This is a genomic window from Halobacterium rubrum, from assembly GCF_021729015.1.
In the GTDB taxonomy this organism is placed as follows: Archaea; Halobacteriota; Halobacteria; order Halobacteriales; family Halobacteriaceae; genus Halobacterium; species Halobacterium rubrum.
The window spans coordinates 73,986-87,140 of record NZ_JAJQQZ010000005.1; the positions used below are offsets into that span (position 1 = coordinate 73,986).

General features: G+C 62.3%; 13 protein-coding genes. All 13 read left to right on the plus strand.

Annotation, left to right across the window (positions count from 1 at the left end; genetic code table 11):
* The first annotated feature begins 37 nt into the window (after nt 1–37).
* The 13 genes from LT971_RS15780 (at nt 38) to LT971_RS15840 (ending at nt 12,823) form a co-directional block, all read left to right on the plus strand.
* Nucleotides 38–442 carry a hypothetical protein gene (locus LT971_RS15780; RefSeq protein WP_237007909.1) on the plus strand — a complete coding sequence of 135 codons (405 nt, stop codon included), beginning with the start codon at nt 38–40 and terminating at the stop codon, nt 440–442.
* Nucleotides 443–739, plus strand: coding sequence for a hypothetical protein (locus LT971_RS15785; RefSeq protein ID WP_237007910.1), 297 nt, complete (start codon nt 443–445; stop codon nt 737–739).
* A 105-nt stretch (nt 740–844) separates the two neighbouring features.
* Entirely contained in the window at nt 845–1,378 is a 534-nt protein-coding gene (locus LT971_RS15790; protein ID WP_237007911.1) for an SWIM zinc finger family protein, read from the plus strand.
* Nucleotides 1,379–1,582: 204 nt separating this feature from the next.
* Nucleotides 1,583–2,395: a PD-(D/E)XK nuclease family protein gene (locus tag LT971_RS15795; RefSeq protein WP_237007912.1), complete on the plus strand. Its 813-nt coding sequence runs from the start codon at nt 1,583–1,585 to the stop codon at nt 2,393–2,395.
* Between the two features lie 71 nt (nt 2,396–2,466).
* Entirely contained in the window at nt 2,467–3,117 is a 651-nt protein-coding gene (locus tag LT971_RS15800) for a hypothetical protein (RefSeq protein ID WP_237007913.1), read from the plus strand.
* A gap of 175 nt (nt 3,118–3,292) precedes the next feature.
* A complete protein-coding gene (locus tag LT971_RS15805) occupies nt 3,293–3,988 on the plus strand; it encodes a hypothetical protein (RefSeq protein ID WP_237007914.1) in 696 nt (231 codons plus the stop codon).
* A gap of 444 nt (nt 3,989–4,432) precedes the next feature.
* Entirely contained in the window at nt 4,433–5,584 is a 1,152-nt protein-coding gene (locus tag LT971_RS15810) for a hypothetical protein (protein WP_237007915.1), read from the plus strand.
* Nucleotides 5,585–6,545: 961 nt separating this feature from the next.
* A complete protein-coding gene (locus LT971_RS15815; protein ID WP_237007916.1) occupies nt 6,546–8,093 on the plus strand; it encodes a hypothetical protein in 1,548 nt (515 codons plus the stop codon).
* A 126-nt stretch (nt 8,094–8,219) separates the two neighbouring features.
* A complete protein-coding gene (locus LT971_RS15820; RefSeq protein ID WP_237007917.1) occupies nt 8,220–9,092 on the plus strand; it encodes a class I SAM-dependent methyltransferase in 873 nt (290 codons plus the stop codon).
* The gene (locus tag LT971_RS15825; RefSeq protein WP_237007918.1) at nt 9,089–9,310 is read left to right on the plus strand and encodes a hypothetical protein; all 222 of its coding nucleotides are present in this window, start codon (nt 9,089–9,091) and stop codon (nt 9,308–9,310) included. Before LT971_RS15820 ends, LT971_RS15825 begins: the two co-directional genes overlap by 4 nt.
* A 536-nt stretch (nt 9,311–9,846) precedes the next feature.
* Complete coding sequence (locus tag LT971_RS15830; protein WP_237007919.1) at nt 9,847–11,073, plus strand: hypothetical protein; 1,227 nt, start codon at nt 9,847–9,849, stop codon at nt 11,071–11,073.
* A complete protein-coding gene (locus LT971_RS15835) occupies nt 11,074–12,414 on the plus strand; it encodes a hypothetical protein (RefSeq protein ID WP_237007920.1) in 1,341 nt (446 codons plus the stop codon).
* Between the two features lie 76 nt (nt 12,415–12,490).
* Complete coding sequence (locus tag LT971_RS15840) at nt 12,491–12,823, plus strand: hypothetical protein (protein WP_237007921.1); 333 nt, start codon at nt 12,491–12,493, stop codon at nt 12,821–12,823.
* Nucleotides 12,824–13,155: the final 332 nt, after the last annotated feature.

The following is a 13,155-nucleotide window of genomic DNA, read 5'->3' on the forward strand; positions in this document are numbered from 1 at the left end:
GCTTAAGTCGGGGCGGGCCCTTACGTTCAACTGTACGATGGCACCAGCAGACACCCACTCCGAGACCACCGACGACGACCCCGCCGCCCCGGAAGCAGATGCCACGATGCAGCCCGGAAGCGGCGGCATCGGAGACCTCGACCCCGAGCGGCTGGAAACGGCGAGCGGAGACAGCCCGCTCCCCGAGGACTACGAAGAAAGCGAGCGGCGTGTCGAGTTCGTGGAGGGTGAGACGATGGCCGTGGTTCGCGCAGGGCCGTACAAGTGGACGTACAAGCGCCGGCGTCGGTCCCGTCCGCCCGCGTTCACGAACCAGACCGAGGTGCGGTTCTACGACGACGAGCTCGTGGTGTTCGTCGAGATTCCCGAGCGCGACCACAGCGACGAGGTGGAGTTCGTTCAGGTGGATGTCAGTCGGGTCGAGGCCGCGGAGGGCAGCTAGATGGCGGCAGCAGAGACCGACGCCCCGGAGGTTCCGAACTGGGAGCGTGTTGGCGGTCTGGAGTTTCGGTTCGCGGGGAGTTGCGCCGGGGAGGTGCGGCTGACGGCGACGCGTCGGAACGCGCTCAGTAACGCGCGTTGCCCGATGTGGTTCATCGAGATCTCTCTGCCGAGCGCCGAATCTCAGGACGGTCAGACCGTCGAGGAGGTGGACCGAGCGCGGAGCCACGGTGCCGCTCGCCGGAAGATGATGGAGTGGATGCGCGAGCACGACCAGGTACCTTCGGCAGCGGTGTAGTTCTCCGAGTCAGGCCGCAACCGCCAGCCACCAGCTTACTATAATCCCGGCGTTTTTGTATGCAAAAGACTTAATGCCAGCCAGTCCCTTACGTTCGAGTGTACGATGGCCCACTCCGAGACCACCCACCCACCGACCAGCGCGGCCGACGGAAAGCCCTCCGGCACACTCCCGCACCCCGACGACACAGACCTCTCGGGCCGGGCAGCAGCCGCCCGGGACGAACAGATGGTCGTCATCCCCATCATCGGGAGCGACGGCAAGGGCACAGGGATGTACCACGTCGAGTCCGCGTCCGACGAGACGTACCGAGTTTTCCTCCCTCAGGGCCGCTGCGATTGCCCCGACTGGCACCACCGTGATGTGACGTGCAAGCATATCCGGCGAGTCGCGGTCGAGCGCACGAAGTTCGACCTTCCAGGCCGCGGCGACCCCGTCGACCCCTACTACCGGGAGCGCCTCAAGCCGCTCCTGACCGCGTTCAAGACCGAGGTCCGGGAGCTAGTGTTCAACCCCGGTGGTCGGCGGAGCCACCCGGCGGCCGACCAGGCCGTGAGCCGCGCGAAGATGTTTGCTGACACCGTCCGGGAGGCGGTCTCAGAGTGGGAGCAACGAGCAGACACCGACGTCGACGCTTGAGCGCCTCGCTGTTTCTGTTGCGGTTCGCGTGAGTCCTCGAGTCCTGGTGCGGGAGCTTCGCGAGCTCGTCGACGATCCCGCGCCCACCGCGCCCGTAGTGGGGGCGCGGCTGCTACGCTATGGGCCGCGCAAATGCCTATAACATAGCCGGCGTATTCGTATGCAAAGGCTTAATTCAGTCCGGTCCCTTCTACCGAGTGTACGATGGCACTAGCGAATCCAGACCAGAGCCGACCGTTCTACCCGCCGACCACACCCGCTACTGACGAACAGGGCCGCCCGAAGCCCGTCGACATCGGCGACCTAATCGACGCCGCCCTCCGCTGGTGGGAGACCGCAAAAGACAACGTCTCCCTCGAGTTCAGTCGAGACCCGGACAGTCACACGGAGCGTGACCCGTACACGTTCCATCCGAGCCAGCTCGGGAAGTGCAAGCGGCAGGCGTACCTCAGCAAGACCGGCCTCTCGTCGGTCCCGACCGGGAAAGTTCTCCCCGGGGTGCTCATTCACGCGGTCCTCGAGGCCTACGTGCGGGAGAAATTCGAGACGTCGCCCCGAGACATTCGCGCGGAGAACCTCGTTCAGGCCGACCTCGGTGGCGGCATCCAGTTAGTCGGGACGACCGACTTCTACGACGCCGACTTGGGACTGGTGGCGGACTTCAAGACCCGTGGAGACGACTACTTCAACGGGTTCCACTTCTACAACGGCGCAGACCAGCACCAGATGGACCAAGTGTGGCTCTACCTCCACGCGACCGGGGCGGACCACGCGCAGGTAGCGTCGGTGAGCAAGACGGACCTCAGTTTTCAGAAGGTGTGGCCGGCACACGTACCGGAGATTCCCAGCGACTATCTCAAGGCGAGTCCGCGGCGTGTGTCGTGGCTGGTCGAGAACCGCGCGAAGCCCATCCGCGACGAAATCGACGCACACGGTGTGGCGGCTGAACCGTCGGAGATTCCGTTCGAGAAGTGCGACTGCTGGATGTGTGACTACGAGAGGCTGACGTTCGAGTAACGCAAATATACTACCGGCGTTTCTGTATGCAAAAGACTTAAGTCGGTGTGGTCCCTTCTACCGAGTGTACGATGGCTCCAACCGAGACCACTACTCCGGCCGACCGCACCGTCCTTTCCGCAGACGCGCTAGAAGTCCTCGATAGAATCGGTGGCGAGAAACCCCCGATATACGACGGTGTCGACCACAGCACCGAGTACGACGACGAAGGGACTCATGCAAATTACCGACCCGAGGACTTCGATGAGTCGTCGCAGTTAATTTCGGACGTTCAAGACGCCTTCTGCGACGGATTCGACAGTGACGGACCCTCCGGGTATCTCGCGGACTGCCTCCGCCTCGGTACGGGCTACTTCCATACAGAGTGGCTTGCGAAGGGCGAAGCGGCTGACGCTGTCGCTGCGTTGCCGGAGATGGCTTCGTTCGAGTTCTATCCGAATCGTGTCGCCGAGCAAATCCGAGGATTAGCGCCCAACGCTTTAGTGGCAATTGCCCGGGAAGTCGTCGACCGGATGGTTGTTCCTGCAATCTATGTGTGGTCGGCGAACCCCGCGGAGACCCACATGTTCTGTCACGCAAGCCCGAACAGTCACTCGCTATACTTTGACGTGGGCAACACATACCCACTTATCAACGATTCGGGACCGGTGGGTTGCGAGCACGTACTCGCAATGCCACGGGAGTGGTCGGTCAGTCGAGTCCTGTTCGTGAGTCCGCACTAGCGGGCCTAGCGCTCCCACCGCGGCGAACCGCTTTTCTATATTCCCGGCGTTTTCGTATGCAAAAGGTTTAAGTCAACCCGGTCCCTTCTATCGAGTAGACGCACGATGGCACGGCCCCTTCCCGAGACCGAGGCACCGCACCCGAACACCATCCGCAGTCACTAACCACACACCAATGCGCTACCCAACCGACTCCGAGTTCGACGCCCAATTCACGACCGACGACCTCACCGACGAGGAAATCGACAACACCGACCTCGCCGACAAGATGAACCTCGAATCCGGCGACCAGTACCTCACCCCCAACGGAAGCGCCCGCGACGTGGTCAAGGTCGCCGGTCACAGGAACAGCGTCACAGTCACCAACCCATTCAAAGCCCACCCGCAAGCAGCGATGTCTGGCAACTGGAGTGAAGACCTCACGGAACTCTATGTCGAGTGGCGAAAGGGCAACATCACGCCAGCCAACCTCTCTATCGAGGCGGAAACCGCCGGCGAGGAGGCAGCTTTCGCCTCCGACACGAACGCGGCTCTTCAGGACCTCCAAGCCAAAGCTGACGACACCCCGGAGTTCCTGAGCGCGGTCAAGGAGGTCATCAACACCCGGTTCGAGCAGGCCACTATCGGGTTCGGCTGCGAGTTCGTCCACGTCAACTTCCCGCCGGCCGAGACAGGCGGAGAGCCGGCGGTCAAAGCAACGTTCTCGATTCCCGAGGCCGGCTCAGTCTGCAAGAATGGTAACGTTCGGGTCCTGTTCGAGTCATCCGAGAGCGAGTGGCAGCGCGAGGAGACAGAAATTCTCGCAAGCGACAGCCTCTACGAGGCCCTCAAAGAGACCCTAGCTCCCGAGACAGAGGCGCGGCTCGCCTAGCGGCGGACCGCGGTTGACGAGGTCTAGAGACCCAACCCTGAGCCCTTGGTTCTCTCCGTTCCGCAGGCCCAGAACCCGCCGGCGACGCGCTTGGACATCGAAAGAAGGCCAGAGAGACCATCCAGACAAGGGAGAAGGAGATAGCTATTGCGCGCGGGTTACGACGGCGTCGACGTCGACCGCGGTCGCGGGAGGGGCGGCTTGGTCCCGAGCGGCGGTTTTGCGGCGGGGTGGCTGGTTGAGTGCGAGCTCGGCAGGGAGTGTTTTGCCGTCGCTAGTCTCCCGGCATTTTCGTGTGCTAAATTTTTTGATGGGGTCGTTCGTCGTGGCCAATGGCACGGTTCCGTTATGGAGTCAGTCTCGATTCTCCGGGTTCTATAATACCGGCAGTAGTGTATGCAAAACTTTTAAGTGCTGGCGGTCCCTACCCTGAGTCAGACACCAATGAGCGACACCGAGAACGAAACCACCCCCGACTGGCAGGACCAGAAGGTCCTCGAGGAGCACGTCGACGAGGGACTCACCTACGACGAAATCGCAGAACGGTATGAAAACGCCACCCCGTACCAAGTCGGCAAGTTCGTCCGACGGTACAACATCACGCCGGTCCACAACCGACCGAAGTACCAAGACGGCGAGGTCCCCGTGCGGCTCATCGACGGCATGAACGTCGAGCACCCCATCCCCGTCGACGTCGCGGAGAAGTACGGCATCGACGACGGCACCCCCCTCCGATACATCGCGAACCCCGATGTGATGGACCTCTCCGTCATCATCGAGACCGGCGACCAGGTCACCGGCGACCTGAGCAACGAACGGCGAGCCACAAAGCGGGGCACCACGTACCCGACGGCTCGATACCCGATGACACTCGGGCACGCGTTCGGACTCGTCGACCAGTTCAGCACGGCCAACGCCGACGACGACGGCGTCGAGGCCCCGGATGATGCTGGTGGGTTTGAGGAGGATGCCGAGTTCAGCGGCGGAATCTTCGGCGGTGACTCCACGGACGAAGACGGAGGCGGTGGCGTCGAGTGGGGCGAGAGTGACGACAGCGACCAGGACGGCCAGTCGGAGGTTACTGCGGAGTTCGAGGAGATCGACGACACTCGGTTCCGGGTGCGGTTCAGTCCCTCCCCGACTGTGTGGACCCCGAGCGGCGTGGCGAAGGCTCCCAGCGAGCTCGCGACTATCAGCAAGAAGCTGACTGGGCTCTACCAGGGAGACACCGACCGGGCAGGAACGATGCCCGCACGATACCAGTTGGCGGTTCCTCTGGACTGGGGCGAGGAGTACGACCTGGATGACGTGGAGACGGTGACCCAGCGGCTGGGCCTCTTCGAGGACGAGAACGGAGAGACGCATTACGGAGTGGTGCTGGTGTTCGGTGAAGCTGAGGGAGCTCACCCCGGACTGCAGACTGGCGTCCACGACTCCCAGAAGGGTGTGCCGGGCGATGCGGAAGTGACGGTCGACGTCATCTACCCAGTGAAGGCGCTGCTGCATTCGGTCGGGATCGCGGCGGGGACCTCGGCGAAGGAAATGAACGTGAACCTGGTTCCCGGCGCCGGCTGGATAGGTCTCACTGCGAAGTGAGGTCGAGGTCAGGTCACGAGCACCGACCAGCGTTTCATGCGGTTCATGCGTTTCATTCGGACACCATCGCTTCATGCTCTTCATGCAGGGGGACCATCGTTTCAAGCGGCGGGATTCGTCAGGTCACGATACCCCCCGAACCGCAAGACTGGAACGGGAAGCCGCGATTCGGGACCCTCTCTCTCCAGTATTTCATAGCAAGCGCGAGAAGAGTGGAGGGAGCTCAGAGATCGCCCTATAGAGAGGGGCAAGAACTAAGTTAGAGATAGCATAACGATACCCGCAAACCACCTTTCCAGCACAAGATTCGTAGTGGTGTGGTTGGGAATTAACTCGTGCTGGCGGAGCTCTCCTTGCCCTTTCTCGAGCCGTATGAAATACTGGAGAGAGAGGGTGGTGTTCAGCGCCAATCTCGTAGCTGTCCCGCGATTCTCTCTTGCTTTCCCTAACCGCGTCGTGGCCGCATGAAACGACGGTCGGCCTATTCGGGCCGCATGAAACGTCGGCCCCCCTGCATGAACCGCATGAAATACTGGTGTCCCCTCAAACCAGCAAATCCCACCGCCCGAACCGCATGAAATGGTGGACCTTGCGTGAACCGCATGAAACGCGTGAACCGCATGAAACGCTGGTCACCCGGAACACAACCTGGGGAAATCCCACCAGACGCGTTCAGCCGTCACAGGCCCTCTCTTCCGCGTTCTCCCCCGGTGGCTTGAAACGATGGCTCCCGCATGAACCGTATGAAACGCTGGTCTCGGCACCTTTAAGTGACGGACCGCGTGAATGGAAAAACAACGGAGCCAGATACCGACCACCCGTCACAGAACGGCTGACTACCGTTCACCACGACCACCATGACCCGCTGTAAGCCCGAAACCACGACCACCGAAGGGGGGTCGCCGTTGACTACGGCAGACCACCCCGCGCACAGTACGCCAACCACGGGGGCGCCCCTCCCATGACCAACCCCTTTGACGACATCGGTCCTGACGTCTTCCAGGACCGGGACCGCCTCCGGGAGGACTACATCCCCAAGGAGATTGTGGAGCGCGATGAGGAGATCGACGAGCTCATCCACGGACTCGCGCCGGTAGTCAACGGTTACTCGCCGGACCACATGTTCACCGCAGGCCCACATGGCTCCGGCAAAACCGTCTGTGCTTCCTTCGTCCTGGATCAACTCGAGGACCAAATCTCTCACAACAATCAGCTACGGGAGGTAAAGGAAACTGTCCACGACCGGCTTCAAGAAGAATGCCAGGGCGGCGCGTTCGCAGACCAGTACGACTCTGCCGACGAACTACTTGCTGCCTACAGCATCCAGTCGGACTCCGAGACCGAGTCACGACGCCTCCTCGAAGACTACGAGTCGACAGTCGGGGAGCCCCTCTCGGCGGCCGTCCCTGTGGATGTCCTCCCACCCGGGACAACTGATGCGGAGGACACGATAATCGAGGCACTCGGGAAATCGCTGCCGGACAAGCACATCGACCTGACGGTGAAGTGGGTGAACTGTGCCGGCGTATCGACCGGATACCAGTTAGCCATCCGCATCGCGAACGCCTTCCGGTCGTCAGAAGACAAGGAGAAGATAAAGAACACCGGCCACGCGGAACAGCGCGTCTACGACGAGATGTTCAAAGAGATCGAGCGGACCGCGAGCACGAACCAGGAGGACCGCCAGAAAACGGTCCTCCTAGTGCTGGACGAAATCGGCATCGTCCGGAAGCTCGACACGCTCTTCTACAAGCTGACGCGTGCCCGAGGGAAGGGTGGCGACCTGGAGAACGCGAAACTCGGCACCATCTGTCTCTCGAACAATACGACGTTCCGGGACCAGTTCACCACGCGGACGGAGTCCTCGCTCACCGCGAAACACATCGACTTCGACGCGTACGACGCTAACGAGCTCCAGTCGGTGCTCCGCGCTCGCGCTGACAAGGCGTTCCGTGGGGAAGCCCTGGAAGAGGACGTGATCCCGCTGTGTGCAGCGATGGCGACGAAACGCGGTGGTGACGCACGGTTCGCGCTCCAACTCTTGCTCAAGGCTGGGGACATAGCGAACCGCGCGAACAGTTCGATGGTCTGCAAAGAACACGTTGAGGAGGCCGAAGAGAAACTCGAGCAGGAGAACGTCGAGAGTATCGTGGGGCGGTATCAGTCGGGGCCACAGGTCGAGTTAGTGGCGCTGGTGAACTTACGGGACCAGTCGGACGAACCGGTGACGACCAGAGAGCTCTTCGATCACTACGAGGAGTTGGCTGGTCGAGAAAAGCATGACTCGGTGGGCTTCAGGCAGTTCATGAACCACCTCAAAATGTTCGAGGAGGATGGGATTATCGTGAAGGAGGGGACGAGGGCGAACGCTCCCGAGATTGTGGTGCCGGAGTATCCGACCGACCACATTCGGGGGGCGCTTCAGGACGACATCATCCAGCGGTATCTGGGAGAGAACGCGGATACTGGTCCTCAGGTCGGGAGCGGTTCTGCAATGCAGGTGGACTAACAGTTCTGTTTCCGGGTCGTGTTTTTGCTCCGGGTGGTCTACGCTCGTGAGCCAACACTGGCCTCTACTACCGGCGTATTGGTATGCAAAATACTTAATACGGTGGGGTCCCTTGCATCATTCACGATGGCACACCCGGACGCCGAGACCCACCCATTCGCCGGCCCCACGGTCCACGATGCCGACGAGCTCGCCACCGAACTCGCGGACAACACCTTCCGCGGGTCGTGCATCCAGCAACCGGCGGACGCACGCAAAATCCGCGTGCTGGACCTCTGTTCCGGCCCAGGCGGCGTCGGCGTCGCCCTCCGAACAATCTTCCACCAGCCCAACGTCGACGGTTGGTTCCTGGGCGTCGACGTCGACGACTACACCGACACCTATCCTGGGGAGTTCCGCCAGATGGACTTCCGGAACCTAACGCTGGACGCTCTTGGACTCGAGGAGCGCGTCGACCTCGTCTGGGTGAGCTTCCCGTGTCTGGCGTACACGCGGCTCTCGCACATCCACCACGACGACCCGACCGAAGCCCACCAGACCATCCCCGAGTACAACGTTCGCGAGGTCTGCGAACGTCTTGGCCACGAGTACGTCATCGAGAACGTCGAGACCTGCCACGACCTCATCGAGGAGCGCACGGTCAAGGTCAACGGCCAGCCGTTCGGTCGTCCCCTGAACTACCCTCGGAAGTTCGAGACCAGCTTCCACGACCAGTTCGAGGACGACCACTTCACCGGGCCGACGAAGAACGCGGAGACGGTCGCCGTCGCGACCGCGACGAGCGAGGAGCTCGCCGAAGCGAAGCAGATTCCAGAAGCCGCAGCGTGGACCGAGCAGGAAGCGAAGTCCGCGATTCCACCACAGTACGTGGCGTTCATCCTCTCGCACTGTCCAGCGCTCCCCGAGGTCCGCCCGCCAGGCGGCACGGGCGAGTGGTACAAGACGAGCCGCGAAGACGGCCAGGAGTCCATCTGGTCGTACACGGAGGCAACTCCTTGACCGAGACGCGGTCGGTCACGCTTCGGTGTCCAGAGGGTCACTTCGAGATCGACGTGACTGTGACGGCGGCCGTCACCGACCCGGAGGTGAGCGGGCCGCTTCGAGGCGACCGGTCGCGACCGCGTGCGCCGGTGGCCTCTCCCGAAGAGTTCGTCGACCTTGCGCCAGGTGACGAATGTCTTGTCTGTGACCAGACGATTGAGAGCGCGGTTCGCTAGTTCTGTCCGGCGGGCTGGTGTGGAGTCGAGGCTGTCCACCTAGGGGAAGCTAGGCGCTGTCCGGTTTGTGAGAGCGAGGTCCGCCGATGACCAGCCGGCGGCGTTGAGGTGAGCATTGAAGCCCGATACGTGGCTTCGACCCGGACGGTTCAGGCCGCGAATCGTGCGAATACCGACGACCACCGTCGGTGTACGACCTGTAGCCGCCGTAGGACCATGCCGGTCACGGCGACAGCACACCGACACCCCACGATTCTGGTTCCTCATCGTAAAACCCCACGCTGTACGGCACTGCGCCCATAGTGGGAACACCGCAAACGAGCTCGACGACCAGACGACGAGGAGTAGGTGTGAGGGAGAAGTTTCAACTAGTCACCCCCCGCAACCGCGAACAACGGGACGACGACCGAGACCTCGTCCCTTCGACGAATCCGTCGCTGACCACGACGGAAGCCGACCATCCAGTAACCCGATACCACCCGCTATCACGGCCAGCTCCCCGCCGAGTGTGGAGACGCCGAGCGGGCAGACCACTCATGACCCAACACGACCGTTCGAGCACTCCCCAGGCATCAACAGACGAGGAACCACGCGAGCAGGCCACCAGGTTCCCGGTAACCGGCGCGATCCCGCGAATCGAACGCCAGCAGTCGCACTACGAATTTCTGTGGGCTGTCCGGCCGCCAGCAGCCATGACGAACCTCGTTCACGCCCGCCGGATGCTGATGCACGACGAATCCGCCCAGGACTTCTTCCCCCCCGAGACCACAGTCCTGGTCACGTCGACCATCCCCGACGAGGACCTCCGCGAGTTTTCCTTCGAGGAGGAGCTTCGGCTCGTCCGCCAGTTCGACCCGGACCACTACCTCCCGTTCGACTTCCCCGTCTACGGCGACATGGACGCCGATACCCGGGCTGAACATGTCCGGCAGGTGGCCGCCGGCACACTGGACATGGACCACGTCCTCAGTCGGCTTTCAGCAGCGGAGGCAAGCCGGGTCGCGAACGACTTGTCGCTCCCGCGTGAGCTCGTCATCGGCGAGTCGGATACTGGAGTGCTGCCTCTCATCAAGGGGACCTCGCGCGGCGAACGGGCAGTCATGGAGCGAACCGCCCGCGACGTCGACGCGCCGCTGATGGCGAAGTACGCTACCCAGTACATGACGGTGCCCGGGAGCGGGAACTACCCCGCGCTTCGCGACGATCTCGAGGCGATCTACGAGGAGACCGCCGGCTACCCGATGCTGGTTGTCGGCCTGCTATCGCCGTCCGGCCGCTACTCGTTAGAAGGCCTCCCTAACAACGTGGTCGCGGCGGCTGGGGGGAGCCAGTGGCGGGAGCGCGTAAGCCCAGGGTCGAGCACGCCGGAAGAGATGCGAGAAGCGTACCACGAGCTCGCCACGGAGGTAGCGGAGGCACTCAAAGTTCCCCTCCGGTATGACCTGGACGCAGCGGCGAACTCCCGAGACACACCACCTGGCCCGCTGGATACGAGCCCTGGAAACGCGGCGACTCTCGGCGAGGGACCAGCCGTCGCAGGATGCGCTGGTGATACAGCGTACGCCTGGGGTGGCCGGAAGCGACCAGACGATGCCATCAGCCCCATCGAGGCACGAAACCGTCGAGGAGGCGGCGAGTCTAGCGATGCCGCCCCGAAGACAGAGAATGCCGGCGTGACGGCAGAGGAGGTCGCCCGAACCCGTCGACGCGAAGCCACAGCAGAGGGGGGAGAACCGACCGGAGATGGAGACGGAGGAGTGTAGATGGGCGGTGGCAACCGGAAGCCGAGCTCGCAGGAAACGAGTGAGGCGGACGCCGAGGACTTCTCCAGCCGGTTCACGGACGCTACGGAGGAGACCCAGCAGAACGTCGAAGACTACGACGACGTCGACGAAGATGAAGACGGCCCGCTCCAGGAGTTCGAGGAGGACAGCGAGGACGGTGGGATTCCTGACTTCGAGGAGTTCCGCAAGGGCGAAGCAAGCCTCCCCAGTGACGACGAGGGCGAGGACGACGAGGAGGCGGTAGAGTCGACGGATGACGCCGGGGCAGCATCGGCTGGGGCAGCAGCGGGTGGTGGCGCCTCACTGGACGCACCCACACCTCCATCCGACCCCGAGCAAGAGGCGGAGAGCGGCTCGTCGGGACGGGGGGTTGACCAGTACGACGTCGACGTGCCTGACGAGGTGGTTGACGCCAACGGCGCCGGCGACTTCGCGACGACGATGTTCTCGAGTGGAGCTGTAGCGGACCGCCACCTCAAAGACCAGGCCGACGGAGAAGTTCGAGCGACCGACCCGGAGGATGATGCTGATGGTCGACTCGGGGGTTGGTCGGAGTTTGACGAGGACAACGTCACCCGGTGGCTATCCCTGAAGGCGGCCGGAGGAGAGGCCGGTGTGACGAAGGACTACATGGAGGTTGCAGAACTGAGGGGGGAGGACGCGGACTCCTATCGGGCGTACCTTACGAACTACGACCACGGCGACAAGCATTCGAGGGCGCCGGAAATGTGGCAGGCCCACTCTCAGATGGCCGCGTACGCGTTCACGGACTCCCTCGGCGTCCGCGTTCCTGACCATACGTATGACCAGGAAGAGGGATACGTCGCTGTTGCAGGTGTCGAGACTCCGAGCAGGGCGTCGACGGAGCCAGCAAAACGTGTACCCCGGGAAGCGGCGGAACAAGTCGACAGTCAGGAGTTCGTCGACATCATGGCGACTCAGGTCCTGGCTGGTAACGCGGACCTCCACGGGGAGAACGTTCGAATTGGTGAGGATGGCCAGGTCCACTGCATCGACTACGACCGAGCCAAACGAGAGTACGGGAGCCTGAAAGATCTGGAGCGGAACTGCCGGAAAGCAAGTCGGACAGCGGAGACGATTGACCGGCGCCGGGACAGCTCCTTTGATGTGTCGAATGAGGACGTGGTGAGGCGAGCTCAGGAAATTGCCGTGGGACTCGAGGAGTCGGGTGAGACGGAGAGAGTCGTTGAATCGGTAGCCCAGTACGACCAGGTGTTCAGTGACGAAACGGGTCGGAGGATGGCGGAGCGGATTCGGGTGAACATCGAAGTAGCCGCTGCTTCCGCACGGAAGGAATGAACTCGGAAACCTACGACCCCCTGGGACGGCTTAAGTGGGAAGCGGGCGTACATCTGACTACGGAGGCACGTCTACTATGAGCCCGACTCAGACTACGGACGGCGGCGAGGTGGACCCGAGTGAGGCGATTGGAGTGTACTACCTCGCAGGGGAGGAGTTGACAAAGGACCCGGCGGACCGGACCTACGTGCAGGACGCGCTCTGGACTCCGGAGGGCTGGGTAGAGACGAGCAACGGTGAGACGGTTGAGGACGCACCGGAGGAGCAGACGCTCGAGGCCTTCGAAGAGTTCTGGGGCGACTCCCGCCACTTCTTCGTGTACCGCCCGGACGAGGTTCCGGGCGAGATCGAGGAGTCAGAGCCGGTCGTGTCCGCGGGCGACATCGGCCTGGAAGACGAGATCCGCTGAATCGGTGGGAGTCGGGCAGTAAACTTATTGTCGTGTATTCGGTACTCTCAGATGGGTTTGGGAGTCATCTCCCCCGCTTTCGGGGTGGTGACCTCCTTTGACGTAATTGCGTAGCCGTGCGTCTGTTCTCGGGTTGGTTAGACGGCCACGAGACTAACGACAACCATACCGGCAGTCTTGTATGCAATAGGTTAAGTGAGTGTGGTCCTTAGGGGTAAATGGAGTCAGAGATGACTCCCAAACCCACGAGGAACCAACTCAAGTACGCCCGATTGGTGTTGGAGGTCGTCTCCCTCACAATCGGCATCGTACTTGGGACGGTAAAACTCGCA

Excerpts from the sequence above, each read along its gene's own strand:
- LT971_RS15835 (WP_237007920.1), top strand. The coding sequence starts at position 11,074 with ATGGGCGGTGGCAACCGGAAGCCGAGCTCGCAGGAAACGAGTGAGGCG.
- LT971_RS15795 (WP_237007912.1), top strand. The coding sequence starts at position 1,583 with ATGGCACTAGCGAATCCAGACCAGAGCCGACCGTTCTACCCGCCGACC.
- LT971_RS15785 (WP_237007910.1), top strand. The coding sequence starts at position 443 with ATGGCGGCAGCAGAGACCGACGCCCCGGAGGTTCCGAACTGGGAGCGT.
- LT971_RS15830 (WP_237007919.1), top strand. The coding sequence starts at position 9,847 with ATGACCCAACACGACCGTTCGAGCACTCCCCAGGCATCAACAGACGAG.
- LT971_RS15780 (WP_237007909.1), top strand. The coding sequence starts at position 38 with ATGGCACCAGCAGACACCCACTCCGAGACCACCGACGACGACCCCGCC.
- LT971_RS15790 (WP_237007911.1), top strand. The coding sequence starts at position 845 with ATGGCCCACTCCGAGACCACCCACCCACCGACCAGCGCGGCCGACGGA.
- LT971_RS15840 (WP_237007921.1), top strand. The coding sequence starts at position 12,491 with ATGAGCCCGACTCAGACTACGGACGGCGGCGAGGTGGACCCGAGTGAG.
- LT971_RS15805 (WP_237007914.1), top strand. The coding sequence starts at position 3,293 with ATGCGCTACCCAACCGACTCCGAGTTCGACGCCCAATTCACGACCGAC.
- LT971_RS15820 (WP_237007917.1), top strand. The coding sequence starts at position 8,220 with ATGGCACACCCGGACGCCGAGACCCACCCATTCGCCGGCCCCACGGTC.
- LT971_RS15800 (WP_237007913.1), top strand. The coding sequence starts at position 2,467 with ATGGCTCCAACCGAGACCACTACTCCGGCCGACCGCACCGTCCTTTCC.
- LT971_RS15810 (WP_237007915.1), top strand. The coding sequence starts at position 4,433 with ATGAGCGACACCGAGAACGAAACCACCCCCGACTGGCAGGACCAGAAG.
- LT971_RS15815 (WP_237007916.1), top strand. The coding sequence starts at position 6,546 with ATGACCAACCCCTTTGACGACATCGGTCCTGACGTCTTCCAGGACCGG.